Here is a 25,360-nt window from a genome sequence, read left to right on the forward strand (position 1 = left end):
AGAGACCTACGAAGGCAATACGATCGCCGCGGGTGCGCTCGATTTACAGGTGGACTGGGAGGAACACTACTACGACGACGCGGATGAACTCGACAACGACCGGACGGACGACTTTGGTGGCGATGAGTTCGACGAGGATCTCGACGGTGACAGTGTCGACGACTTCGACATCGTGCGCACGGGTGGAGATCCGGATGCGGTGCCTGAGGGCTACGTCGGCTTTCCGACGTTTGAGGCCCCGACCGTGGCTGTCCCGGACGACGCGATGGACGACTTCCTGGACAATACCGCCATCGAAGCGGTACCTGACGAGGACGACGACGGCATTCAGGACGTGATCCTCACTCGTCAGCAGATCGCAACCCAGAACCCATCGTTGTCGCCGGAAGAAGTCGAAGAAGCGTTTCACGATCAGTTCGCGGACGTGCCGAACGACCTCGAACGCCCGGTGATCGCACTCGAAGACGTCAAACCGGGCGACTTCGGCGAAGTGACCTTCAGCACGCACCTCCACAACAACCCTGGGTACCTCTGGCTGACCGGCGATCTGCTGGAAGCGAACGAGAACGGTCTCACGGAACCGGAACGGAAAGACACGGACGAGGACCAGACCCTCGATGCGGACGGAAACGTCGTCTCGAAAGACGGTGTCGAGGACCCCATCGTCGAGTTGCTCGACGAGATCCAGGTCGCCGTCTGGTACGACGACGGCGACAACGTCCGTGAGAACGAGGAGATGATCCTCTCGCCACACGACGTGGTGGAACCCACTAACATTACGCTCGACGCGGAAGCGTCACTCCTCGCGTCCGGTAGCCTGCGTGAGGTACTCGATGAACTCTCCAGCGACCTCGGCATCCCGCTCGACGCCGACCCGACGACGCCGGACCGGACATGCTACCCGAACTCGTCGACCTATTACTTCGGGTTCGCGTGGTGGTTGCCGATCGACCACGGCAACGAGATCCAGACTGACTCGGCGGTCTTCGATCTCGGGTTCTACACCGAACAGTGCCGCCACAACGACGGGAGCGGGATGACTCCCGAGACGACCGAGGAGGACGACGAGACTGTCACACAGAGCGTCACGTTGTCAGTTACTGACAGTAGTGATCCAGGATCCCACCGCGCGGAAATCACTATCGGCAACGAGGACGATGGCGAGTCGCTATCGGAGATACAGATCGATTACGGTGGCTCCGGACCCGAACATACCGGTGGGTTCCTGGGCTCTATCCAGACGCTGACGCTCGATGGGACCGACGTGAGCGGGTCGATCGGCGGTTCGTCTGTGGACAACGGCGGTCAACGGGCGACACTCGACCTCGACGGCACACACACGTTGAGCAGTGGAGAGACGATCGTCCTCGAATACGACAGCGTGGCAAGCCCGAACACGGGCTCGGCTACCGTGACTGTCAACGGTGACGGGGCGACGACCGTCAGCTGGTAGCGGGTGGTGCTGTCGGCCCACCCAGGCAGAGGGTCGAGATTGCCGACCGGAGCGATGTCGATCATCCTGGGCCACATGGTGTCTCGGGTGAAGCACAACGATGAACCAACGAAGCGATCAACAGCGGCGGTCGAATACGGGCGCCTTCGAGCGTCCGGAGACGCGATCTCCTCCGAGAGACACGGATAGATACGTGCTATGCAGTTTCCTCGTTCATTGGACGTCACGCACGAGCGGGGAGGCGATCGACTATCTGTGGCGCCACACTCGGACTCGTCGAACGATAGGAGGACGAATGTGGGCGCACCGTCTTCGGGAACGAAACGTCGAATTACCGGCTGGAGGAACGGCCCCGTCGTTCAGATACCGTCCGGAACTGTCGGGAACTGCCGCCCGAACGTGGCGACAGAGAGAGTCCGGTCAATTACCGGCAACAAAGGAGGACGTTCAAAGATTTATGATGGATGGATGTATGTTCAGAGTTACCATACGGGCGGCCGTCGGGAACCGCCGCCCGTCCTTCGGGGGAAGGGGTGATCGTAATGGGTGATCGGGAGTTGAGCAGACGTGAGGTACTCGCCGGAATCGCCGCCGTCGGCGGTAGCGGGGTGGTCGGCGCAACCAGCGGCGCAATAGTCCAGGACGATGTCACGGTACCTGGCGGGACTGTCAGTGCCGGGGCAGTCGACCTCCGGGTCGAAACGGATGGCGAAAGTGGCGAGTCACGAGCAGGGACGATCGACGTGACACTGTCAGCGGACGCGAGATCCGGGAATCGAACCGTCACGCTCGTCAACGAAGAAAATCCAGTCTACCCGTGGATGCGGGCCACCTGCCTCGGGGACGACGCGCTCTCGGAGGCACTCGGGATGACACTCTCGTACGTCGGTTGCGAGGATGGACAGGAGAGCAGTGTCGTCGCTTCCGGGGAGTCCTTCACCGAGTTTGCCGACGATATCGTCGATGGGATCGTACTCGACGGGCGGCCGGAGACGACGGAGCAGCACTGTCTCGAGGAGGGTGGTCGGCTCTGTCTCGAACTGTCCTGGATACTCGATGAAGAGTTCCGGGGCGAGTTCGCGACTGGATTCAGTCTGGAGTTCCTCGGTCAACAGTGTCGACACAACGACGGGGATTCGAACCCGTTCGTTCCGACCCCGGGGTGTTCACCGTGACGGACAAGGAGGAGCCGACCGCAGACGACTCGTCTCCAGACCCTCGAGAGATTCCGTGGCGTCGGATCGTGAGCGTACTCGCGGTCGTCGTCCTCGTCGTCGTGGTACTGCCGTTCATCGTCTACGCGTTCCCGCAACTGGTCGGCGGCGACCGAAGTTACGTCGTCCTCTCGGGGAGCATGTCACCGGCGATCGGACCGGGAGACGTGATCGTCGTCGGGAGCGTTCAGGCTGGGGACGTTCAGGTCGGTGATGTCATCACCTTCCGACGTGGCGGCGAGTCCCGGCCGACCACGCATCGTGTTGTCGACGTTGTCGACAGCGACGGTAGCGTCGCCTTCCGGACCGCCGGGGACAACAACGAGGATCCCGATCCGGATCTGGTCGAGCCGAGTCAACTCGTCGGTAAGGTAGTGACGATCGGTGGCTCTCTGCTGGTAATCCCCGAGATCGGTCGGGTGATCATGTTCTCCAGCACGCAGACCGGATTCCTCCTCCTCGGTGTCGTTCCGATCGGTCTGTTCGTCGTGAACGAACTCTGGAACGTCATTGACGCGACGAGATCAGAGGTGGATCCACCGAACGGGGATGACGGACAGACAGCCCCCGGAAGCGAGGTGGACACTGCTGACGACGCGATCACGTTCTCTGTCGAGGAACTCAGAGTCGGGGTCGCAGTGCTGTTCGCTTTTCTCGCCTACAGCATCTGGGTCGCTTACGCGACAGTCGAAACGTGGGCACTTGGAGCAGTCGGTGCCGTGGCTGCGGCCTTCCTGCTTGGGGCAGGTCTGCTCGTCTTCGGCGGGACCGACGGATCGATGACGGATCCAACGGGAACGGAAGATGTCCGGCCCGAACAGGGAGGACCACAGACCGTCGACGAACACGACGGCGGAACGGACACAGAATCTGTCGAGATAGTCGACAGGCCGATCGAGGCTGATCCATCCGTCGAAACCGACCTCCCTTCGGATGAAAGCACTGTCGTCGAGGCAACAAAGAACGGGCGCTCCACGAACGCAGATCGATCACGGGGTGACGTGGACGATGACTGAACGCAAACTCCTGGCACTCGCGCTCGCCGCCACGATGAGCATTGCGTTCCTCACGGGGATGGGTACCTACGGTTTCCTGACAGATTCGGAATCCGCCAGGATCTCCCTCTCCGGGAACATCGCCGGAAACCAGGCCGCCAACACGCCGACACCGACACCAACGTCGGCAACCGCTCTCGGCCCTTCGAGCGCCGGAACCGAAAATCCGGACGCAGAGCTCGAGACCGATGATACATACACTCCGACGCTTACGAACACGTCCGGTACCCCGACGCTTACGAACACGTCCGATACCCCGACGCGAGGCGGTGAAAAGCGTACTACTGAGGACGAGTCTGGGACGTCACCGACGACCGATACCACGTCAACCCGACCGACCGAGAGCAGTGAAAACCAGGACGGAGGGGTCGGAGCGGGCAACGACGACGACGGCGGACCCGAGGCGTTACTTCCGACCGATCCCGGGGGCATCGACCTCCTCGTTACCGGTCGGGACCGGTAACGTCGCCGTGCTGTCCCGCCTATACGCCGAAAGTGGTCGCATCGTCGACTCCAGGTCCTGCGTGTTTCCGATGGATCGGTCACCGATCGACAGGGTTCCGTCGAACGCGAGACGGACCTCGTGACAGATTTCTGAAGGGTGGGCGGCGCGTGGGCGGAGTCCGCACGCAACTCCCGTGATCGAGGCGTCTTCACTGACGGAGAACAGGGCCGTAGTGAAAACGCTTATTTCGCCTCCTCGGCAAAGTTTGGTAGGTATCATGACTGTCACCCTCAAGGATTTCCAGGCCGACTGGTGTGGTCCCTGCAAGACACAAGATCCGATTCTGGAGGATATCGAATCCGACTGGCCGGATGTCGAGTTCGAAAAGATAGACGTCGACGAGAATCAGGATGTCGCCAACGAGTATCAGGTGCGTTCGCTCCCGACACTGATCATCGAGAACGACGAAGGAATCGTCGAGCGCTTTATCGGCGTCACCCAGGCCGACGACATCGAAACGGCACTCGAAGAAGCCTCCGCCTGAACGGCACTCGAAGAAGCCTCCGCTCGAGTTCGTTTTTCGACGTTGTCACTCGAAGCGGACGCCGACGTCGTGGAGTCCCTCGTTGTACTCCGCGAGGTTGATCAAAAGCGGCGTCAGAGATTCGACTTCTGCGGCATTGTCGATCGGCCCCGCCTCGAGCGGTCGGAGACCGTCGATCGCGTCGGTCAGTGCCGCGACCGTTTCCAGGGCGTCATCGTCCTCGCCGACCAGAAGGACGTCCATCGACAGGTCGACGTCGAGGTTCGCCAGTCGCCCGGCTGCGAGGTTGTGAAATCCTCCGACCACGGGGACGTCTTCCGGTGTGACGTCGGCGGCCAGGGCGGTGACGCTGCCGGCCCCCGGTCGGTTGTAGTGCATCCCGGCCTCGTCGTGTCGCATCCCGACTGCCGGACTCACGAGCACTGTTCCCGCTGTCAGTGACTCCGCCACGGACTCGATAGTATCGACCAGATGGTAGGCCGGCACCGCCGCGATAACGACGTCGGCCGTGGCTGTCGCGTCGGGATTCTCCAACCCGTCGATGGTTACGTCGACCCCGCGGCTCGAAAGTTCAGTCTCGTACTCTCGGGCTTTCGTCACCGCGCGGTCACTCTCGCGCGATCCGATCACGATCTCGTGGTCTGCGTGAAAGGCCCACCGGAGGGCCAGACCCTCGCCGATGTCGCCCGTTCCGCCCAGGATAGCGATCCGCATGTGGGTCCGTTGTAACGGAGCGTCTTAAGCCTCTACGGTATTGGCAACCGGCTAGTCTGGCAAACACCACTCGGTATCGGAAAACCGGACTCACCCGGTCGTGTCGACCGGTTCACTTCCGGGGTTCGAGCAGTTCGGGCAGTTCGTTGACCGACTTGACGACGGCGTCAGCACCAGCGCGTTCGAACTTCTTGCGCCCCTCTTGACCTGTGAGTCCGCCGGTCAGCACACCGATCCCGTAATATGTCCGGTCGGGATCGGCCTCTCCGGCGTTGACCACCGTTCGGACATCGTCGAGCGTATCGCCGGCAAACGCGACCGTGTTGGCCCCGAAGCGTTCGGCAAGCGTCACCAGCGCATCAGGATCCGGTTTGGCACCCCCCCAGTCGTCCATGGTGAAGCGATGTTCGTCAGGAATCGACAGCCCGGCCCGCCGGAGGGCGATGTCGGCCTCTGGCGCCGGTCGACCGGTCACGACGCCGATAGCGAAGCGCGCACGAAGTGCGTCGACAGTGGCCGGCTCGATCAGTATCGGTTCGGCCTCGATGAAACCGGGTTCGTCGAGCGTGGGTTCCTCTCCCTCGATCTCCCGGTATCGGTCGCTGCCAAGGTACAGTTGCTGGAACACCTCGCGGTTGTACTCGCGATCGAGAGTTGCGTGAACCCGTTCGCGGGCGTCCGCGGAGAGCGCATCATCGACCACCGACCGGGCCCCGCTGAAACCCCCACCGGACCTGGCGACGCGATCGGTGAACGCCTCGACGCCACAGTCCAGTCCCGCATCGCGGGCCAGGACGTACAGCGCGACGGCGTCGGTCAGATCCCAGTCGTTGTTGAAACCGCCGGCATCCTTGAACGGCTGGAGCACCGCCTTCGAGACGGTTTCGTCGTAGACTCGCGCCACCGTCTCGACGACTGCACGCCGATAGGAGTCGGCGACATCCACCACCACCCCGTCGACGTCGAGTACGACCGCGTCGATCTCCATATCTATCGGTCGAACGGTCCGACCCGTCAAGCCAATTGCGGCTCGGACCGGGTGGTAGACCCTTCCGGACGGCGACGCCCCGGGCGAGGTTTTTATGAACGCCCACTCCATATGTCGTCTCATGCACGTCGACATCGTGCCGGTCGGCGATCTCCCCGCCCTGGTCAAGCGCGAAGCCTCGGCCGGTCTTCGATCTGTCTATGACTGCGACGTGACCGTCCACGATCCCCAATCGATCCCGGAAGGGGCGTACGATCGCGATCGCGATCAGTACCGCGCCGAGGAGTTCATCGATCTCGCCAAACGGGTTGGTGTCGGCGCCAAAAACATCGCTATCACCGACAAGGATCTGTTCTATCGCCGCCGAAACTACGTGTTCGGGTTGGCCTATCTCGACGGCAACGGGAGTGTCATTTCGACGCATCGTCTCCAGACGTCCTCCGATGGAGGCATCTCGAACAAATCCGCCACGGAAGTGTTCGCCGAACGCGTCCGCAAGGAAGTCGTCCACGAGATCGGCCACACTCTCGGACTCGAACACTGCGACAACAAGCGGTGTGTCATGAATTTCTCGCCGAGGGTTCGCGAGGTCGACGTCAAGGAACAGACGCTCTGTGGGAGCTGTCAGCGGACTGTTCTGTGATCGCGTTCGGTCACTCCGGGCGGCCGTCACTTGCTGGCAGTCACGCTCTCCTCGAAGACGGCCGCGAACAGTTTCCGCTGGGCCGTCCGCAGGTGCTGGGTGAACGTCGACTGGGTGATGTCCATGATCGCGGCGACTTCTTCGCCGCTGGTCTCCCGGGGCCACTCGAAGAAGCCCGCGAAGTACGCCGTCCTGGCTGCCTCGAGCTGTCGATCAGTGAGTGACTCTTCGAAGGACGACCGGAACTCCGTCTCCGACTCGGACCCACGTTCCTGCTCGCGCTGGGCGAGGAGATCGAGTTCGGGATGAGCGGCCTGGACGGCCTCGACGACCGAACGGATGTCGTTCGACCGGGAAACGTCCGCCCGGATTCGGCCGTGACCGCCGGTCACCGAAACGGCCGTCACCGTCGCGCCGTATCGGGCCAGGGTCGGGACGATCGCCGACTCGCCGACGACGAGTCGAACGAGACAGCGATCGTCGTACTCACACAGCGATCGCCCGTTTCCGTTGTGCTCGTCCCCTTCGAAATATGCCGAGACGGCTGATTCGTCGACTCCCGTGATGGAGACGTACGCCACAGTATCCCCGTGGACACCCGCCAGGTGTTCCAGTTCGACCGAACACTCCAGTTCCGCCGAGAGCGTGACCAGCGGGTCCGAAGCGCCGTCGACGAGGAACTCCAGTTCCGTGACCTCGTCGGCCGCGAGCGTCCGTCGACTCTCCGCAGCGTTGATCGCGTCGCCCACGGTCGAGCCGAGTTCGGCGAACAACCCGCGGTCGATCGTCTCGAAGGCGTCCTCGGTCGCCGATTCGACGACGAGCACGCCATAATCGGCGTCCTGATACGATAACGGGATCATAACCGCCACTGCGTCCAGCGGATCGTCGAGCCGCGACGCGTCAGCGTCGACAAATGCCGGCTCGCCACGGTCGAGGACGTCGTCGATCACTCGCCGGTAGTTGTCCGTCTCCTCGAGCCGTGCATCGAGTGCGCCCTCGTCGATCCCGGCGCGAGTGCGGACGTTGACGCTGTCGTCGACGAGTCGGGGCTCGCCGACCCACGCCGCCCCGAACAGCGGCGATCGGGCGAACCGATCACACAGCGAGCGCTCGATCTCCTGGCGGGACGTGGCCGCGACGAGCTCGCGGTTGACGTCGCGTAATACCTCGTTCGTGTTGTTGAGCCGTTCGAGCCGGTCGTTCTGTTCGGCGATGCGAACCTCGCGTTCCTTGCGCTCGGTGACGTCGCGCTCGACGGCGACGTACCGTTCGACCGCACCGCCCTCGCCGGTGATCGGGGCGATTGTCATGTCGACCCAGCAGAGGTCGCCGGACTTCCGGCGATTGATGATCTCTCCCTCCCAGATCGATCCCGAGGCGATCGTCTCCCACATCCCGGCGTAGAAGTCCTCGTCGTGCTCGCCCGACTTCCACAGTCGCGGGTTCTCCCCGACGACTTCGTCCGGATCGTGACCCGTCACGTCTGCGACGGCTGGATTGGCATACTCGATCGTGCCGTCGATGTCCGTCAGAAAGATGGCGTGACCGGCGTGTTCGATCGCCTTCTGGAATCCGCGCAGGCGCTCGGTGATGCGTTGTTCCTCGACGACGTAACTCGAGAGATAGTAGACAGTGAGCACCGCAAGGATACTCACGACCAGCCCGGGGAGTTCCTCGATGGGATCGGTCGAGCCCTGCGCGGAAAGGATCTGTCGTGTCGCCATCAACGAGAGCATGACCGTCAGGAACCCGAACCGACGGTCGTTGGACCGGTAGAGCAACACCAGCGAGTACCCCACGCCGAGAACGCGCAGGACGATGGAGGCGAGGATGACGAGATTCATGGCACGTATTCGAGCGTCACGGCGTATATATCTCAAGGATGCCGTTGTCCACTGAGCCGCGCTCGAAGCAACCCTGAACCGGACCGCGATCGGGTCGGCCAAAGAGTATTGGGTGGGTGGTTATACCGGGTATTCGGTCCCGGACGCGGGGGCAAACAGTATTGGGACTGCGCTCTCAGGGGTGTCCTCCGTACGTCTACGTGATGATCCGAGCCACTGTCGGAGCGAGGGGTTATCCGAGAAATCGGGCGGGTGAAAGCGATGAGTAGCTCGAACGACGATGTGCAGCCGGGCGTCCCCGCGGTCGAGACTGCAGCGATGGACGCGATGGTCGAGATAGAACGGGCCGATCCACGCGAGGAACTCGCGAAAACCGATCACGACACTGAACTGGGGATCGCGATGGCCGAGGACGCAAAGCGCGTCTCCCGAGGCGACATTTCTGCCGAGGCTTACTGGGAGAAATACGACGCGGCCGCCGAACGTGAGTTCGGCGACGCCTATCGAGAGACGCCCAACCCGTCGATCCAGAGTACAGATCAGACGATCGACGCCGGGACGGCCGACTCGCTTTCCTGTACCGTCGGCTCGATCGAGTCAGTCGCCTGCGAGATCGACGCCGCAAGCGCTGATGAGATGGACGCGGCCACAGACGGAAACCGGACGCGCTGGGGAATGGTCATCGACCTCCAGAAGTGCGTCGGGTGTGACTCCTGTACAGTCGCCTGCAAGGCCGAGAACCGCACCCCGCCGGGCGTCTCCTACAACGTCGTCATGGAGGAGGAACACGGCGAGTTCCCGAACGTCACCCGGACGAACGTGCCGCGGCCGTGTATGCAATGCGAGGAACCACCGTGTGTCCAGGTCTGTCCCGTCAGTGCGACCTACAAGATGGACAACGGTGTCGTCAACATCGATTACGACCGCTGTATCGGGTGCCGGTACTGTATGATCGCGTGTCCGTACGGCGCGCGCTACTTCGACTTCGGAGAGAATTACGACGACGAGGTCGAGGGGGCCGGCGAGATAACCAGCCCCGAGTACGGCGTCGATCGCGGCAAACGCCAGGACGGTGAGTCACCGATCGGTAACGTCCGGAAGTGCAGTTTCTGCACCCACCGGCTCGAACGCGGCGAGGAACCGGCCTGCGTCGAGACCTGTGTCGGGGACGCCCGGAATATGGGCGATCTGAACGATCCCGACAGCGACGTCGCCGAGATGGCCGACTCGACGCGATCGTTCCAGCTCAAGGAGAGCGAGGGGACCGACCCGAACGTCTACTACCTCAAATAACCCATGGCGACAGATACCACACACTTCGAGTTCGAGCCGGGATTCACCGACAACCGCCTGCGCGTGGTCTGGTACGCCGCCCTCGCCGTCCTGCTACTGATCGGTGGGGCCGCAATGATCCTCCGGATCACCGAAGGCATGACGAGTACGAACCTCACGAGTACGACCCCCTGGGGCGCGTGGGTCGCCTTCTACATCTACTTCGTCGGTCTCTCGGCGGGTGCGTTTCTGGTGAGTACGCTCGCGAACGTCTTCGGTGTCTCCGGGATGCACCGGGTCGACCGCGACGCCCTTTTCGCGGCGATCATCAGCATGGTGGTCGCGCTCATGTTCGTCTGGGTCGACCTCGGCCGGATGGACCGGATGTACTTCCCCTTCATCTGGCGACAGCTCACCTCCGCACTCTCCTGGGAGGTCCACGCCTACGTCGCCTACATCGCCGTGCTCGTCACCGAACTGTACTTCTCGATGCGGATCGACCTCGCTCGCGTCGCCGAACGCGGTTCCGGACTCCGCGCCGGTCTGAGCGGTCTGCTGACGCTCGGTCGTCGATCGACCAGCGAAGCCTCCCGAGTGACCGACCGCAAGTGGCTCACGCGGGCTGGAATCGTTGGGATTCCGCTGGCGATCTTCCTCGTCCACGGCGGGACCGGCATCCTCTTTGCCGTCTCGAAGGCCCGGCCGTACTGGAACAGCGGTCTCTTCCCCGTGATCTTCGTCGTGTCGGCGGTCCTCTCGGGGACGGCACTGGTGATGATGCTATACGTCCTCCGGACGAAACTCTTCGACGACGAGCCCGTCGATCGGGACTTGCTGAACCGACTCGCCGTCCTGCTGGCTGCCTTCATCGTCGTCGACGCGGCGCTGACGGGCATCGAGATGCTGATCGCCATCGCCAGCCTCCATCCCCACGAGGTCGAAACCTGGGCGGTCATTCTCTTCGGAGAGATGTCCTGGTCGTTCTGGTGGTTCATGGTCGGGATGGGATGGCTGTTCCCGCTCGTGATGCTCTCGAAACGCGAATGGCGCGAGACGCCGTGGCTGATGGTCCTGGCGGGTCTGAGCGTCGTCATCGGAATCATCGCCGTCCGGTTCAACATCGTCGTCCCGGCCCAAATTCTCCCCGTCATGGAGGGTCTTCCCCACGGCTCGTACTTCCCCTCTCTCGTGGAGTGGGCGACGAGTATCGGTATGATCGCTGTCGGCCTCCTGTTGTACACGATCGGCGCGGAACTGCTTCCCCTGACGCCACTCGATCGAGGTGATCACTGATGTCCACGGATAGCGATAGCACGGAGACAGACGCATCGGACACAGACAGCGACGACAGAGCGTCCGAAGGTGGACCGTCACTAACCCGGCGCGACCTCGTGAAAGCAGTCGGCAGCATCGGCCTGATCGGCGCAGCGAGTGCCGCGACGATCGATGTCGACACTGAAGACCTCTGGACCGACAGCCAGCAGCACTACGTCGGCGACGACTACGGCGAGTACGGTGCCGAGGACGTGATCCACACGACCTGCGGACAGTGTAACACCTTCTGTCCGATCAAGGTCCGACTCGCCGACGAGAGCGGGACGGGCGGGTACAGTTCCTTGGTCCGAAAACTCGCCGGCAACCCCTACTCGTTTCTCAACACCCAGCCGTTCTCGCAGGTGCCCTACGACAGCGCCCCGAACGACATCGCGATGGGTGACGTCGCCGGCAGCGGCGACGTCGACACCGACCGCTGGTCGCTATCGGGCGGCCGGATCTGTCTGAAAGGCCAGGCCGGCATCCAGACGGCCTTCGACAGCTACCGGGTGCGCAAGCCGATGAAGCGCGTCGGCCCGCGGGGCTCCGAGCAGTGGAAGACGATCTCCTGGGAGCAGGCGATCGAGGAAATCGTCGAGGGTGACGACGAACTCGACCATCCCGGACTTCGAGAGATGTGGGGATATGCCCCCCAGGACGAGGTGATGAGCGACTGGGAGGCCGTCAAGTCTGACGAGATGGACAAGGCCGCCTTCGACGAGAAGTGGAGCGATGACCTTATCGACACCGATCACCCCGATCTCGGCCCGAAGGCCAACCAGATCGTCGACGTGGGTGGGTTCCGACGCAACTTCATCCGCGCGCGGCTCTGGCAGCAGGGCCTGGGCTCGATCAACAGCACGCACCACGCCGGAACCTGCGGGTTTTCGAGCGTCATGGGCAACGTCCGCTCACACGACGCCAAGAAGAAACGACAGTACCCCGACATCGAGAACACCGAGTACCTCCTCGTCTGGGGGACGAATCCGATGGTCGCCAACAAGGGCCCGACCTGGCTCGCCCCGAAGTTGACCAACGCCATCGAGGACGGCATGCGCATGGACGTGGTCGACCCTCGGCTCTCGAAGACCGCCGAGAAGGCCGAGACGTGGGTTCCGGTCGAACCGGGCGCGGACGGAGCGCTCGCGCTCGGGATGGCGCACTGGATCATCGACAACGACCGCTACGACGTCGAATATCTCCAGAACCCCGCCCAGGACGCCGCTCACGCCGACGACGAACCGACCTGGAGCGATGCCACCCATCTCGTATGCGTCGACGAGGAAGCTGGTCCGAAGGCGCGAGCCGCCGAACTCGGACTCGTCGAGGCGGACGCCGAGACGGCCGACGATTTTGTCGTCATCGACGCCGAAACTGGCGAACCCCGTCCCGCGAGCGAGGTCGAGACGGCCGTCCTGGACGTCGAAGAGACGATCGACGGGACGCGCGTCGAGAGCGTCTGGAGCCAGTACCGCGATCGCGTCTTCGAGTACACCCTCGATGAGTACGCCGAGATGGCCGGCGTCGAGACCGAGACAATCGCGGACATCGCCGACGAGTTCACCAGCCACGGCAAGCGCGCGGCCATCATGGCCTACCGCGGCCCGGCGAAACACGGAAACGGCTTCCACAACACGCGGGCGATCGCGACGCTCCAGCACCTCATCGGCAACTACGACTGGAAGGGGGGCCAGATCACGCCTTATGCCGGGTACAGCACGATGTCCGGCCGTTACGAACTCGGGACGGTCCCTGACGCCAACGCGCCGTGGGGGATCCCGATTCTGCGCGGTGGTATCAACTACGAGGACACCTCGTTGTTCGAGCGCGACGACGGGTACCCCGCGAAACGACCCTGGTTCCCGGTCGCGCCGCCACAGGCGACCCAGGAACTGTACGGCAGCGCAGCCGACGAGTATCCCTACGGGATCGAGGCGCTGTTCATCCGGCCGTACTCGAACAACCACGTCATGGCAGTCGCGGGCGGCGATCAGATCCCGCCGATCCTCCAGGACGAGGAGACGATCCCGCTGATCGTCGCTTCCGACACGGTGATCGGCGAGACCAGCAAGTACGCCGACTACATCCTGCCCGAGCCGACCTATCTGGAACGCTTTGAGAACTTCGGCACCTACCCGAACAAGCGCCTGGCCGACGAGAAACTCAGCCAACCCGCAGTCAACGTCGTGCCCGATGCCCGTCCGTTCGAGGACGTCCTCATCGACATGTGGAAACGCATGGACCTCCCCGGCGTCGGCGAGGACGCGATCCCGGACGCCGACGGTAACCGCTGGAAACTCGATCAGGCTGAGGACTTCTACCTGAAACTCGCCGCGAACATCGCCGACGATCGTGATCCGGTCCCCGACGCGGACGACGACGAACTCGCTGCGTTCCGGGCGAGCCACGAGAAGGGGCTCGGCGACGCGTTCGACATCGACGCCTGGCGAGGAGCCGTCACGGACGAGGAGTGGCGCAAGGTCGTCACCGTGCTCAACCGCGGCGGGCGCTTCGAGGAACCCGTCGAGAACTATGCCGATCGCTTCGCCGAGCACGGCCACGAATACGACTACGCCGAGCGGTTCGACGACAGCAACGCCTACGACGGCGAGCATATGCGGTACAAACTCGGCTCGCGCGTGGACTTCTACAGCGAGGTCGTCCCGAACGGGAAACACTCCTACACCGGCGACCGCTTCGACCCCCTGCCGAAGGTCGCCGACGTCGAACACTACAACGGCGACGTCCAGGCGGCCGTCGCGAGCGAGGACGACCGCGAGCGACCGCTTCGGCTCATCAACTGGAAGCCACGAACTCAGGGGATGCACCGGACCCAGAACAGCCCGTGGCTCAGGGAAACGCGCCCGGAGAACCCGCTGTGGATCAACCCGCGGGACGCCGAAACACGCGACGTCGAGAACGGTGATCCGATCGAGATCGACGCGGGTCGCCGGACCGTCGAGGGAACCGCGATGGTCACGAGCGGCATCCGTCCGGGTGTCGTCGGCGCGATGTGGGGCTGGGGCCGAACCGGCGATGGGGCGACCGCCGAGACGATCGACGGCGAGACCCGCGGGCCGGTCGACGAGGACGGACATACACCCTACCAGTTCGACGAGCCCATGACCGAGGAGGCCGGCCTGGCGAAGGGACGCGATGCCGGCTTCGCGATCAATCACGTTCAGCCGCTGGACGACGCCCTCGAAGACACCGGTCTCTCGGACCTCATCGGTGGCAGTAACGCCCAATACGACGCCTTCGTCGAAGTCCGACGGCGGTGATTCCCGTGACGGAAACTACCCCACACGAGACGGAGACCCCACGAATCGATCTGGACGAGGAGTCCGAAGCGGTTGCCGTGGCTCGTGGTCGGGCCGAGGTCTACGGGCTCCTGGCGGCGGTCTTCGACGGCGACGTGGAGACACTTGCCGCCGCCCTCGAGGACAGTGCGTTCGTCCGTCTTGCGGATGCCCTCGCGGCAAACGTCGGGACTGACACACTCGACCGAACCGACCTCGACCGCGAGGCACTCCGGATCGGTTACGACAACCTCTTCGCCGTCCCGGGGCCACACTACGTCCCGCCGTTCGCGTCAGCCCACGCCGACGATCCCAGCGAATCATTCGAGTCGGACTCGCCGTATCACGAGGAAGGTGCAGCCGGCGAGTTCCTCGGTGATCCCGCCGCCGCTGGCGCAAAAGCTCATGCCGCCACCGGATTCGAACCGGAGCGTGGCGACGGCGTTCCCGACCATCTCGCGGTATCCTTCGAATTCATGTCTGCGCTCTGCGCGCGCGAGGCCGAACTGCTGGCCCGTGATCCCGACAGCAGCGCCTCTGAAGAGCTGTCGGCGATCCGTGCGAGCCAGCGCGAAGCTCTCGGTCGCCTCGACTGGCTCGAATCGTTCCAGCAAGCGGTCCTTCGGGAGGATGCTGTCGAAGGTCTGTTCGCCGAACTGGCGACGTTCGCTCAGCAGTTCATCACCTGGGACCGCAACGAAGGGCTGGTAACGAACTGATCCATGCCGGAGTCGAACCGTCACGTCGTAACGCCGTCCGAAGTCACGAACCCGTGTTATCTCACTCCGGAACGACGGCGAGTGTTCCGACCAGCGACACCCCTACCTGCTCCGTTCGTGGGCCCAGAACTCCTCGGAGACAGTGACTTCCTTCTTGAACAGCGGGACTTCGTCCTTGAGGCGATCGATTCCGTCCTCGACGGCCCTGAAGGCTTCCTTGCGGTGTCCCGCGAGCACGACCACGTGGACGACGTCCTCGCCCGCCTCGACGAGACCCGTCCGATGGTGGAGTCGGACGTCGAAGACGCCGTCACGATCCTCCAGGTCCGTTCGGATCGTCTCCATCTGTTCGCTCGCGACATCGTCGTAGGACTCGAACTTGAGGTATTCGGTCGGTTCGTCCCCGGGATCGTCCCGTCGGCGAACCCGTCCGGTGAACGTTGCGACCGCACCCGCCTGGTCTGCCTCGGCCGAGCGCTCGACCGACGCGATCAGCGACGACAGCGACTCGTAGGGTTCGACGGACTCGATCGCCTCGATCGCCTCCTCGACGGGAACCGCATCGGCATTCGGTGCCCCGAGCAGAGCCCCCTCCCCGTCCCCATCTCCGAGGACGATCTGTGGGAGGTCGAGGTCGGCGTACCCCTCGACGATGGCGTACTCACAGTCGACCGAGAGGTCCTCGAGTGCGTCCCACAGCGTGCGTGACTCCCCGGTTGCGAACCACGTTCCGTCCGCGATCCCATGCGTCCTGACGGCACCGGCCCCACGGTGACGATCCGTGTCTTTCCCCGCCGTGTCGATCGACGGTTCGCAGTCGATATGCTTGACCGTCCCCACAGTTCCTCGCTCGCACAACCGCTCGACGAGGGTCTCGACGAGCGTGGTCTTGCCCACCTCCGAAGGGCCGGTCACTGCGATGACCTGCATACGCCGACGGTAGGCCCTGATCGGTTTGTAGGTGTCGTCGGACGGGTGCCGGAACCGTACCCAGCGGATAAACGGGGGACATCAACCCGGCCGAGGCCAGACTGCCACTCTGGCTCGCTGTGATCACCCGTCTTTTTCGAGGAGCGAATCCCGCCGTCGACGGCGCTTTGCATCGTCTGCCTGAGGGGGCTGTACTCCCTCTTCGTTCACGGCGGGGAGGAATGTCACATCGGCAGGCTGGGAAGGCACAGTCGTTCCGGTCAGAACACGCCGGGGGCGACCACGTACACCAGGAGCATCCCGACCGTTCCGGTGAAAAGGGCGAAGATCACGGTCGGAACGAGCACTTTCCGGAGGATGTCGCCCTCGCGGCCGGTGATGCCGACGACCCCACAGATCGCGGCGATGTTGAGCACCGAGACCATGTTGCCGACGCCGCCGCCGACGTTCTGGATCGCGACGACCAGACCTTTCGAAATGCCGACTTCCGCCGCGGCGTTGTACTGCAACGTGTTGAACAGGATATCGGAGGTCGTGTTCGATCCGGTGACGAACGTGCCCAGCGCGCCGATCCAGGGGGAAACGAACGGGAGTGCTCCGCCGGCCCCCTGGGCCAGTACGATCGACAGTGCTTCCATCATGCCGACGAACTCCGCTGGATTGGTTGCGGACTCGATCATAATACGGGTCAGCGAAACCGCGACGATCAGCGTCAGTGCCGCCGGCGCGATCTGGCGGGCCGACTCCATCCAGGCACCGAGCGTCTCCCGACTGTCGAGACGATAGAGCAATCCCGTACCGATCGCGACGGGGATGAACGGCATCGTCCCCGGCAGATAGAGGTACCGCAACGACCACGACTGGCTCGTTCCGAGCACGCTGTCGATTCCGACAGTGAATCCCTGTAGCGTCGCGACGAGATCCAGCGTCGGCCAACGCGTCACCAGCAGGAACAACCCCACCACGAGATACGGCGTCCAGGCCAGCCACACCGGCATCTCCTTGGTCGGTTCGTCTGTGTCCATGGAGGTGAGACTCAGCCCGCCGAGCCAGGTCGCCGACCACGTCTCGCGATCGGGGAACTCCCAGGCTGTTTCGGGAACGAGTACGTCCCGATCGGCCATGACGATCCCGACTCCGAGGACGACGAACCCCGCAGCGATGTCCGGCAGTGCCGGCCCGATGAACCACGCGACCGCCCACTGGATCACGCCGGCCAGCACGCCGAGGGCGAGCGCGAACGGCGCGATCGGTGCCGTCGACCGAGCGGCACCCCGGAGCGAGCGCTCAGCCTCGTCCCCGAACCAGTAGATGAGCAGGAAGACCCCGAGCACACCCCAGAACGTGAACGTCAACCCGGTGATGACGCCGCTCCAGGCCGAGACCAGTTGCTGGAACGAGACGACATCGATCCCGACCAGGACACTCTCTCCCATCCCGCTCTCGACGCCCCCGATGATCGGCGTCCCGGCGGCCCCGAATTGCGGGTTCGGAGCGTTGAAGAACAGGCCGAAAACTGCCGCCCCGAGCGGCGGGAAGCCGAGGCCGATGAAAAGCGGCGCGGCCAGCGCGCCGGGCGTCCCGAACCCGGCCACACCCTCGATGATCGTCTCGAAACCCAGCCCGATCAGCAGCAACTGCACGCGACGGTCCCGGGCGATCCCGCGGAAGTACCACCGGATCGTGCCGATCGCGCCGCTGACTTCCAGGTAGTTCATCAGGAGGATCGCGCCGAAAACGATCAGGACGATATTCATCGCTTCCAGGGCACCGGTCAACGCCGATGCGGCCCACCAGGTCGGTTCCATGCGCCACAACGTCAACCCGAGAACCGTGGCGATTACCCAGCCGACGCCCATCGACCGGGCCGCCGACCATCGCAATCCCACGAGCAGGGCGAACGCCACCGCGATCGGTACGCTCGCCGCCAGCGCCAAGATCGCTACGCTCGTCATGTGTCCCTACTGGTAGAGCCCCAAATAATAGTTACTTGGTTCTATCCGAGATCTGTGCCGATCGATCGCCATCGTCGTGCGACGAGTCCACCCGTCGAGCACGCGCGGCTTCACATCTTGGCGCTCACCGGATGGAAGGACTGATCGACAACCAGCGACGTGCCTCGGGCGTCTGCGCGGGAAGAACGCCTCGGGAAACAACTGATCTAGAGGTCTCCTCGGGAAACAACTGATCTAGAGGTCTAATTCGACGACCGGCAAGCCTCGTTCCGCGACGACGTCTTCCAGCCGATCGACGCTGTCGATCAAAACACCCGGTTCGTGGGCATCCGAACCTATCGTGAATCCGACGCCCGCATCGAGAAGCGTCTCCACAAATGGATCACGAGGATGGAACTCGCCGTAGTCTTCGAGGACACGTCCAGCGTTGATCTCCGGGACAGTATCGGACCCGGACAACCCGTCGGTGATCCGACGGTAGTGATCGTCGGCCATCAACCCGCGGAGTGCTGGATTACGTTCGACGAGATCGATGTGAGCGGCCACGTCGAACAGTTCCGAATCGATCAACGAACACACCCGATCGACGTACGTCTCGACGGCAGCCTCCCGTTCGGCCGTCGAAAGCCCCCCGAAGTGCTCCCGGTCGTGAACGTTCGCGCCGTCGACGGCGTGGACGCTGCCGATGGCGTACTGAAAGTTCGCGTCCGCGAGGAACTCCCTGATATCGCCCTCGTAATCCGGGTGATAGTCCATCTCGACGCCGTCGTAGATCCGGAGGTCAGTCCGGTCTCGCCACCGTTCGATCGCGCCGCGGCGACGCTCGTAAGTGAGGTCGAGATTGAACCCGAACGCGTCGCGGTAGGCGCGAGCGCCCTCCGTCTCGAAGACGTTGCAGTGATCGGCGAACCCGACGCCGTCCAGGCCGGCGTCCTCGGCCGCGGCCACCATCCGCGGCAGGAGGTCACCGTCAGAGTAGGTCGTGTGCACGTGATAATCGTGCATTGACAGCGTGTTCGGCGAGCACGGACTTGCGGGTTTCGTTCCGCTCGGAACCGAACAGATTGAGTGACGACGACGACGGAGCGTCCGAAGTCGTGGTGCTGCGTGGTTGACGATCGTCCCCGGTCCGCAACCGACGTCAAACACGTGTCATGGAAACATTCGCGCCAGGGGAACGGTCAACTCGGCCTCGACGAAGGCGGCGATGGCGAGCAACGCAGCCACGATCGCCAGCCACCCGATCGTGTGCAGGACATGACGGGAGACCGAATACCGACGCCGCTTGCCCGACGCGACTGCCCAGACGACGTGTGTCCAGCGGAAGCCGAGTCCAGTGGCGAGTAGCACCGCCGGAATCTCGAAGACGCCGTGTGGAGCGATCAAGGTGACGGTCACCACTGGACCGAACGCCATCGTCGCCTCGCCGAGGACGGCCCCGATCGTGAGTCCGTTGATGGCAAGTACGTACACTGTCCCGACGCCGATCGTCAGGAACCCGCCGATCGCCCGCAGTGAAACGAGGCCGTTGTGGACAAACAGATCCAAAGTTGACAGTTCGATGGCTTCGAAAGTAGCCGCCGAAGACGGTGTGACCGGAAGCGGTGAGGCTGACGCGTGCTTGAATCTGATGGCAATCCCGAGAACTATCAGGAATGTAAATATGACGGTCGAGAGTCCGAGATACGGGGCTATCCCGCGGAGAAACGGATTTGTTACCGCCCGACGATACGGCCCACTCCACCCCATCTCAGAAGCGGACAAGAAGAGTCCCCAGGAGTAGTATCGACGGAATCAGGACCAAAAATCCCAGGATCCCACCGAAAACGAACACCAGGACGTTCAGAAACACCGTCACGAAAATCGCGATCGTCTTCTGTCCGAGTGACATTCCAGCCATAGGAGGAGAATTTCACCAACGCGAGATAAATCTTTCATTTCACTGAAGGCAAAAAGCTGCCAGCACTGTGAGAGCGATCGGCCGCGGCAAAGCCACGGAAGGGGTGGCTCATGGTTACTCGGGCGCGTAGTAGTACTCGCCCGCGTCCTTCTGTTCGCGATCCAGACGGCTTCCGGGCTTGTTAATCCGAGGGCGGGAGGTGCGTTCGTCCCGCCTGAAGGTGATGTCGAGGTTACCCAGGAAGTCGTTCATCCCGTCGCGCATCGACTTGGGCGTACTGGCGTGACCGGAGACAGCGGGCTCGCCATCGAAGACCAGCAGGCGATCGGCCAGCAGGTCGATCATGTAGATGTCGTGGTCGATGACCATCGCCGTCGCGTCGTGGTTCTCGGCGTAGCGGCGAATGGCGCTGGTCGCCAAGACACGCTGCTCGACGTCGAGATGGGCGCTAGGTTCGTCCAGCAGGTAGAGGTCGGCTTCCCGGGAGAGACACGCCGCGATCGCGACGCGCTGGCGCTCGCCGCCCGAAAGGTCCGTGAGTTGCTGTTCCATGATCCCCTCCAGCTGGAGGGGCTGGGCGATCTCCGTGTTCCAGTAAGAGGTCCCGAAGTCGTCGGCGATCGACCCGAGGAAGGCGTCGACGCGCATCGGCTGGTCGACCTCGACGTACTGGGGTTTGTAGGATATATCGAGGTCGGCGTCGATTTCCCCCGCGTCCGGTTCGAGGCGACCGGCCAGCAGTTTCGCGAACGTGGACTTCCCGATCCCGTTGGGACCGACGACGCCGAGCACTTCGCTCTCGCGGATCTGTCCCGATTCGACGGCCAGCGAGAACTCGTCCTCACCGTAGCTTTTCTCGATTTCGGGATACTCGATCACCACGTCGCCCGCGCTGACCGACCGCGGAGCGTGCTCCTCGAACTCGATGGCCGCCTCGCGGATCCGCATGTTCTCGTTCTCCAGATATCCCGCGAGATATTCGTTGATCCCGCTCTTGACGGACTTGGGATCGGTGATAACACCAAAGGCACCCGGCCGACCGTACCCGACGTGGATCGCGTCGGCCAGCAGGTCCAGAATGGCGAGGTCGTGCTCGACGACGAGCACCGAGCGGTCTCCCTCCTCGGCGAGTTCCCGAATCAGTCTGGCAGCGGTCATCCGCTGCCCGATGTCGAGGTACGGCGAGACTTCGTCGAGGAAGTAGAAGTCCGCGTCCCGTGCCAATGCTGCGACGAGAGCGACCCGCTGGAGCTCCCCGCCCGAGAGCGTGTCGATGTCCTGGTCCACAACAGGGCCGATCCCGACTCGCTCGATCAACTCGTCAAGGACGCCGCGTTCGTCGGTCTCTGCCAGCAGATCGCGGGTCGTTCCGTCGAACTGGTCGGGGATCCGGTCGACGTACTGAGGCTTGCGCGCGACCGACACGTCCCCATCGAGTAGCGACTCGAGATAGTCCTGCAGTGCTGTCCCACGATATTCGTCGAGGACCGCCTCCCATTCGGGCGAGTCGCCGAACTGGCCGAGGTTGGGCGTCAGTTCGTCGGCGAGGATGTGGACGGCGGTCGTCTTCCCGATGCCGTTCGGACCGAGGATACCAGTCACCCGGCCTTCAGCTGGGGCCGGCAATCCATAGAGTGCGAAGGCGTTCTCGCCGTAGCGATGGACCGGGTCGTCCTCGAGTTCCTGGGGCAGGTTGATGATCTCGATGGCGTCGAAGGGACACTTCTCGACACAGATGCCACAGGATTCACCCAGACAGATCTCCTCGCTGATCCAGACCTGGTCTTTACTCCCGTCGAAGGGTTCACCCTCTTCGTAGTGCTCCTCGCGGGTGACGATACACTCCTTGCCCGTCCGGTTGGGCGGACAGAAGTTCGCACACTCGTAGTTACAGCGGTCGGGCTGACAGCGATCGAGGTCGACAACGGCTATTGAATCATCTGCCATGAATGGAACCTCCGGGGGTCAGGCCGGCGCGGTCGTCAACAGGATGCTCCAGGTGACGAACCATAGAGAGAACGTCATGAATCCGATGTAGAGATAGTCTTTTGTCGAGAACTCCCCGACGTCAACGCCGACGACCTGCAGGATCGGGAACTGGACGAGGATCGCCGCAGCGAGGACGCCCAGCGCCGTCGTCGAACCCGGGCCCAGTTCGAGGACGGTCGCGGTGATTCCCGCGCCCATGCCCAGGACCGTCGTCAGGCCCGTGACCACCACGCTCCTGAGGTGGCCGGTCAGCTGGCGCGTCGTTTCCGTAGCCATACCACAAGGTGAGCCACCGGGGCTAAAAAGGCGTTCGTTCCCCTCTCTGTGACCCTCGTATCGAGTTGGCGTCCCGTTCGACTCCCTGAACTCGAACGTGTGCGGTTGACGATCGTCTCGAAGGGCCAGTCGGTCGACTCGACTCCTCAATCTTTATACGGGCGGCGCCCCGAGTACGCATCGATGGCAGAAACCGAGGAGGAAGAGGGAATCGAAGACCTCCCGCCGAGCGCGAAACTCGTCTACAAGGTTCTCGAGTACAAGGGACCGCTGACCCAGAAGGGGATCGTCGAGGAATCGATGCTCTCGGCCCGGACGGTCCGATACGCCCTCGAACGACTCGAAGAGGTGGACGTGGTTTCCGAGGACGTCTACTTCGCCGACGCGCGACAGAACCTCTACGAACTCACCACCGAGGACGCCTCCGAAAAACAGGATCAAGCCGTCTCCGATTGATCCGTTCTGGCACTCCTTCTCTCTTGGCAGTTTTCCCGTATCAGTTCCATCTCGACCGCACGAAAGAGCATCCGAGAACCGGACACTCGTTTCACGCCGGAACGACAGTGATCTGCCGACCGTGATCGATCGCCCGTTCGAGTTCCTCGGCGATCGCGCTGCCGCGGGAGACCTGCACCTCGCCGCCGCGGGACACCGTCGCAGTGAAGAGGTACTCGTTGTCGGCGCGAACTTCCACGGTCTCGCCCGCCAGCCCTTCGGCGGGCACCACGACGTGTCGGGAGGTAATCTCGGGCGTGACGCTCCGACCCGCGTCGATCCCGCCACCGCCGCTCGATCCCGACGAGCCGGATCGGCCGCCCTCGCGTTCGTCCAGCGTCCGGACATCGATGTCGATGCCCAGGCGGTTCTCGACGTCGCTGATCCGGCCGCCGCCCTTGCCGATGACCTGTGAGATGTCCCGATCCTCGACCCAGACGACCGCCCGATCGCGCCCCCGGACCTCGACCTCGACGTGGCCGCTGGCGATCGAACGGATCTCGCGTTCGACCTCCTGGCGGGCGATGCGATCGACCCCGCTCTCCCGATCACCGTCGGAATCTCCGAGGGGGACCGTCACGACCTGGCGGTTGAACGTGTAGATCTCGTACTCCGGGACCCCCGTTTCGAAGTCCTCTATGACGATCACCGGCCGCGCGAGGTCCTCCTCCATCAGGCCCTCGGGGACCTTCACCTCCGTGTTTACGTCGTAGACCGTCTCGATCTCGCCGGCTTCGATGTAGACGACGGTGTCGACGACCTGCGGGATCATGCCCAGTTCTACCCGGCCGACGAGTCGCTGAAGGGCGTCGATGGCCCGCGTCGCGTGGACGACGCCGATCATCCCGACGCCCGCCAGACGCATGTCCGCGAAGACTTCGAAGTCGTCGGTCTTCCGAACTTCGTCGTAGATGGTGTAGTCCGGCCGGACCATGAGCAGCGAGTCTGCGGTCCGCTCCATTGAACCCGCGAGTTCGGTATACTGGGTGATGTGCGGGCCGACCTGGAGGTCCCGCGGCTTCTCCATGGTCTTGACCGAGAAGTCCGACTCCGCGAGGAACTCTCCGACGGCCTGCGCGAACGTCGATTTGCCGGCGCCGGGTGCCCCCGAGATGAGGACACCGCGCTGGCGTTCGAGCAAACGCTCGCGCAACTCGTCGGCGTACTCGTAATCGTCGAGTTCGGTCTGGACGATCGGTCGGACGGCCGTGATCTCCAGGGCATCCGCGAAGGGCGGTCTGGCGATCGCGATACGGTACTCCCGGAACTGGACGATAGTCATGCCGGGTTCGTCAATCTCGATGAACCCATCCGGACTGGCGCGGGCGCTCTCCTCGATGTCGTGAGCATACTCCTTGAGCTGGTCCTCCGTCGAGGGTTCGTTCCGGATCGCTTCGTAATGCATATCTCCGATGGCACCTCGTTTGGCCATCGGCTTCGCGCCGACCTTGAGGTGGACACTCATCGTCGTCTCGTCGAAGAACTCGGCGATATCGAGTGCCTCGACGTCCCGCCCGACGGGTTCGATGAAGACAACATCCAATCCCTTTGCACGTGCGACCTCGCTCTGGACGACGTCGCTAGTCACGAGCGTGGCGCCGTGATCGGCTGCGAGATCTCTGATCAGCGCGTCGACATCGCCCTCCTGGGCTGCGTGTTTCTCGGAGGCTTCGGGGCGACGACCGACGTACTCGACATCGATGCGCCCTTCGTCGGCCAGGTCAGCCAGCCGCTTTAATTCCCCGAGACCGTCCCAGCCGGTCTGTCGACCCTCGTTGGCCTGGGCCTCGAGTTCACCGACGACCGCCTCAGGGACCGAAACCGTCGCGTCGGCGAACTCGCCCTCGACGACGCGCTCGGACACGCGACCGTCGATGATCACGCTCGTGTCCGGTACGATGTTCATATCGAACGATGGGGTCCCGGCGGTGATAAACGCCAGCATCCTGGCGGATACCCCGGCTACTCCTTCCCATCGCTCTCGGACAAATCCCGGGGCTACCCAGTCGTGTCGAGGAGAAACGACTGTTCGACGTCACTCGCGTCGATCTCGACGACGAGCATCCACTCGCGGATAGAGGAGTAACGACTGTCCGACGTTACGTAGGTCAGCGAGGTGGTCCTGCACTCGAACTCGACGACACTGATAGAAAAGTCGTTGAGAGAAACGAGAACGGGGGCGACGGTACCCGTTCTGAAACAGGTGGAACGATAAGCCGGCGTGTCGTAACACCGATCATGTCGTCACCAGACGCACTCATTGCGGGCGAGACGCTCGTCGACATGTTCCCGACGACTGATGGTCGAC

At 63.3% G+C, this 25,360-nt stretch carries 21 protein-coding genes and 1 pseudogene; 11 read left to right on the forward strand and 11 right to left on the reverse strand.

The genetic code is table 11. From position 1 onward, the window contains the following. From E3374_RS06630 to E3374_RS06650, 5 genes and pseudogenes are all read left to right on the forward strand, one after another. Positions 1–1,453, forward strand: a pseudogene (locus tag E3374_RS06630) (hypothetical protein); the annotation flags it as partial. Between the two features lie 542 nt (positions 1,454–1,995). Then, on the forward strand, positions 1,996–2,628 hold the full coding sequence (locus tag E3374_RS06635; RefSeq protein ID WP_136688276.1) for a CoxS/CutS family dehydrogenase iron-sulfur subunit: 633 nt from the start codon (positions 1,996–1,998) through the stop codon (positions 2,626–2,628). Positions 2,629–2,696: 68 nt separating this feature from the next. Beyond that, on the forward strand, positions 2,697–3,683 hold the full coding sequence (locus E3374_RS06640) for a signal peptidase I (RefSeq protein ID WP_169051791.1): 987 nt from the start codon (positions 2,697–2,699) through the stop codon (positions 3,681–3,683). Beyond that, on the forward strand, positions 3,676–4,185 hold the full coding sequence (locus tag E3374_RS06645; protein ID WP_136688278.1) for a hypothetical protein: 510 nt from the start codon (positions 3,676–3,678) through the stop codon (positions 4,183–4,185). Before E3374_RS06640 ends, E3374_RS06645 begins: the two co-directional genes overlap by 8 nt. Before the next feature lie 259 nt (positions 4,186–4,444). After that, positions 4,445–4,711, forward strand: a complete 267-nt coding sequence (locus E3374_RS06650; protein WP_136688279.1) for a thioredoxin family protein — start codon at positions 4,445–4,447, stop codon at positions 4,709–4,711. 45 nt (positions 4,712–4,756) lie between these two features. On the opposite strand, the gene npdG is transcribed toward E3374_RS06650, so the two are convergent. Together npdG and E3374_RS06660 are read right to left on the reverse strand one after the other, a co-directional pair. Further along, positions 4,757–5,425, reverse strand: coding sequence for an NADPH-dependent F420 reductase (gene npdG, locus E3374_RS06655; RefSeq protein WP_136688280.1), 669 nt, complete (start codon positions 5,423–5,425; stop codon positions 4,757–4,759). Positions 5,426–5,537: 112 nt separating this feature from the next. After that, positions 5,538–6,413: a TIGR01548 family HAD-type hydrolase gene (locus E3374_RS06660; RefSeq protein ID WP_136688281.1), complete on the reverse strand. Its 876-nt coding sequence runs from the start codon at positions 6,411–6,413 to the stop codon at positions 5,538–5,540. Between the two features lie 121 nt (positions 6,414–6,534). Between E3374_RS06660 and E3374_RS06665 the strand changes: the two genes are divergently transcribed. Beyond that, positions 6,535–7,056 (forward strand): archaemetzincin family Zn-dependent metalloprotease, encoded by a 522-nt coding sequence (locus E3374_RS06665; protein ID WP_136688282.1) that lies wholly within the window; start codon positions 6,535–6,537, stop codon positions 7,054–7,056. 26 nt (positions 7,057–7,082) lie between these two features. Here the strand turns inward: E3374_RS06665 and E3374_RS06670 are convergent, their stop codons facing one another. Further along, the gene (locus tag E3374_RS06670) at positions 7,083–8,903 is read right to left on the reverse strand and encodes a bacterio-opsin activator domain-containing protein (RefSeq protein WP_136688283.1); all 1,821 of its coding nucleotides are present in this window, start codon (positions 8,901–8,903) and stop codon (positions 7,083–7,085) included. A gap of 252 nt (positions 8,904–9,155) precedes the next feature. On the opposite strand from E3374_RS06670, the gene E3374_RS06675 reads away from it, so the two are divergent. From E3374_RS06675 to E3374_RS06690, 4 genes are read left to right on the forward strand one after another with little or no spacing between them, the layout of a single operon-like run. Further along, complete coding sequence (locus tag E3374_RS06675; protein WP_394347452.1) at positions 9,156–10,196, forward strand: 4Fe-4S dicluster domain-containing protein; 1,041 nt, start codon at positions 9,156–9,158, stop codon at positions 10,194–10,196. A 3-nt stretch (positions 10,197–10,199) separates the two neighbouring features. After that, entirely contained in the window at positions 10,200–11,468 is a 1,269-nt protein-coding gene (gene nrfD, locus E3374_RS06680; protein WP_136688285.1) for an NrfD/PsrC family molybdoenzyme membrane anchor subunit, read from the forward strand. Further along, positions 11,468–14,770: a molybdopterin-dependent oxidoreductase gene (locus E3374_RS06685; protein WP_136688286.1), complete on the forward strand. Its 3,303-nt coding sequence runs from the start codon at positions 11,468–11,470 to the stop codon at positions 14,768–14,770. Before nrfD ends, E3374_RS06685 begins: the two co-directional genes overlap by 1 nt. 5 nt (positions 14,771–14,775) lie before the next feature. Further along, positions 14,776–15,507 (forward strand): molecular chaperone TorD family protein, encoded by a 732-nt coding sequence (locus tag E3374_RS06690; RefSeq protein WP_211194923.1) that lies wholly within the window; start codon positions 14,776–14,778, stop codon positions 15,505–15,507. Positions 15,508–15,609: 102 nt separating this feature from the next. Here the strand turns inward: E3374_RS06690 and E3374_RS06695 are convergent, their stop codons facing one another. From E3374_RS06695 to E3374_RS06720, 7 genes are all read right to left on the reverse strand, one after another. After that, entirely contained in the window at positions 15,610–16,437 is an 828-nt protein-coding gene (locus E3374_RS06695) for a molybdopterin synthase (RefSeq protein WP_136688287.1), read from the reverse strand. Between the two features lie 260 nt (positions 16,438–16,697). Continuing rightward, positions 16,698–18,392, reverse strand: coding sequence for an L-lactate permease (locus tag E3374_RS06700; protein WP_136688288.1), 1,695 nt, complete (start codon positions 18,390–18,392; stop codon positions 16,698–16,700). Positions 18,393–18,626: 234 nt separating this feature from the next. Next, entirely contained in the window at positions 18,627–19,397 is a 771-nt protein-coding gene (locus E3374_RS06705) for a PHP domain-containing protein (protein ID WP_136688289.1), read from the reverse strand. A 147-nt stretch (positions 19,398–19,544) separates the two neighbouring features. Continuing rightward, a complete protein-coding gene (locus tag E3374_RS06710) occupies positions 19,545–20,141 on the reverse strand; it encodes a stage II sporulation protein M (protein WP_136688290.1) in 597 nt (198 codons plus the stop codon). Between the two features lies 1 nt (position 20,142). Next, complete coding sequence (locus E3374_RS17120) at positions 20,143–20,292, reverse strand: hypothetical protein (RefSeq protein ID WP_169051792.1); 150 nt, start codon at positions 20,290–20,292, stop codon at positions 20,143–20,145. A gap of 114 nt (positions 20,293–20,406) precedes the next feature. Then, positions 20,407–22,239: a ribosome biogenesis/translation initiation ATPase RLI gene (locus E3374_RS06715; protein WP_136688291.1), complete on the reverse strand. Its 1,833-nt coding sequence runs from the start codon at positions 22,237–22,239 to the stop codon at positions 20,407–20,409. 18 nt (positions 22,240–22,257) lie between these two features. Beyond that, positions 22,258–22,557, reverse strand: a complete 300-nt coding sequence (locus E3374_RS06720) for an EMC6-like membrane protein (protein ID WP_136688292.1) — start codon at positions 22,555–22,557, stop codon at positions 22,258–22,260. A gap of 183 nt (positions 22,558–22,740) precedes the next feature. Between E3374_RS06720 and E3374_RS06725 the strand changes: the two genes are divergently transcribed. Further along, positions 22,741–23,013 carry an ArsR family transcriptional regulator gene (locus E3374_RS06725; protein WP_136688293.1) on the forward strand — a complete coding sequence of 91 codons (273 nt, stop codon included), beginning with the start codon at positions 22,741–22,743 and terminating at the stop codon, positions 23,011–23,013. A 91-nt stretch (positions 23,014–23,104) separates the two neighbouring features. Here the strand turns inward: E3374_RS06725 and E3374_RS06730 are convergent, their stop codons facing one another. After that, complete coding sequence (locus tag E3374_RS06730) at positions 23,105–24,958, reverse strand: PINc/VapC family ATPase (protein WP_136688294.1); 1,854 nt, start codon at positions 24,956–24,958, stop codon at positions 23,105–23,107. Positions 24,959–25,360 lie beyond the last annotated feature (402 nt).

The sequence above is a fragment of the Halorhabdus amylolytica genome (assembly GCF_004944975.1).
Lineage (GTDB): Archaea > Halobacteriota > Halobacteria > Halobacteriales > Haloarculaceae > Halorhabdus > Halorhabdus amylolytica.

What these genes read in the sequence shown, in the direction of transcription:
- E3374_RS06700 (WP_136688288.1), bottom strand. Translation starts at nt 18,392, where the DNA reads ATGACGAGCGTAGCGATCTTGGCGCTGGCGGCGAGCGTACCGATCGCG.
- E3374_RS06695 (WP_136688287.1), bottom strand. Translation starts at nt 16,437, where the DNA reads ATGCAGGTCATCGCAGTGACCGGCCCTTCGGAGGTGGGCAAGACCACG.
- E3374_RS06635 (WP_136688276.1), top strand. Translation starts at nt 1,996, where the DNA reads ATGGGTGATCGGGAGTTGAGCAGACGTGAGGTACTCGCCGGAATCGCC.
- E3374_RS17120 (WP_169051792.1), bottom strand. Translation starts at nt 20,292, where the DNA reads ATGGCTGGAATGTCACTCGGACAGAAGACGATCGCGATTTTCGTGACG.
- npdG (WP_136688280.1), bottom strand. Translation starts at nt 5,425, where the DNA reads ATGCGGATCGCTATCCTGGGCGGAACGGGCGACATCGGCGAGGGTCTG.
- E3374_RS06725 (WP_136688293.1), top strand. Translation starts at nt 22,741, where the DNA reads ATGGCAGAAACCGAGGAGGAAGAGGGAATCGAAGACCTCCCGCCGAGC.
- E3374_RS06660 (WP_136688281.1), bottom strand. Translation starts at nt 6,413, where the DNA reads ATGGAGATCGACGCGGTCGTACTCGACGTCGACGGGGTGGTGGTGGAT.
- E3374_RS06670 (WP_136688283.1), bottom strand. Translation starts at nt 8,903, where the DNA reads ATGAATCTCGTCATCCTCGCCTCCATCGTCCTGCGCGTTCTCGGCGTG.
- E3374_RS06710 (WP_136688290.1), bottom strand. Translation starts at nt 20,141, where the DNA reads ATGGGGTGGAGTGGGCCGTATCGTCGGGCGGTAACAAATCCGTTTCTC.
- E3374_RS06645 (WP_136688278.1), top strand. Translation starts at nt 3,676, where the DNA reads ATGACTGAACGCAAACTCCTGGCACTCGCGCTCGCCGCCACGATGAGC.
- E3374_RS06715 (WP_136688291.1), bottom strand. Translation starts at nt 22,239, where the DNA reads ATGGCAGATGATTCAATAGCCGTTGTCGACCTCGATCGCTGTCAGCCC.
- E3374_RS06705 (WP_136688289.1), bottom strand. Translation starts at nt 19,397, where the DNA reads ATGCACGATTATCACGTGCACACGACCTACTCTGACGGTGACCTCCTG.
- E3374_RS06730 (WP_136688294.1), bottom strand. Translation starts at nt 24,958, where the DNA reads ATGAACATCGTACCGGACACGAGCGTGATCATCGACGGTCGCGTGTCC.
- E3374_RS06720 (WP_136688292.1), bottom strand. Translation starts at nt 22,557, where the DNA reads ATGGCTACGGAAACGACGCGCCAGCTGACCGGCCACCTCAGGAGCGTG.
- E3374_RS06685 (WP_136688286.1), top strand. Translation starts at nt 11,468, where the DNA reads ATGTCCACGGATAGCGATAGCACGGAGACAGACGCATCGGACACAGAC.
- E3374_RS06665 (WP_136688282.1), top strand. Translation starts at nt 6,535, where the DNA reads ATGCACGTCGACATCGTGCCGGTCGGCGATCTCCCCGCCCTGGTCAAG.
- nrfD (WP_136688285.1), top strand. Translation starts at nt 10,200, where the DNA reads ATGGCGACAGATACCACACACTTCGAGTTCGAGCCGGGATTCACCGAC.
- E3374_RS06650 (WP_136688279.1), top strand. Translation starts at nt 4,445, where the DNA reads ATGACTGTCACCCTCAAGGATTTCCAGGCCGACTGGTGTGGTCCCTGC.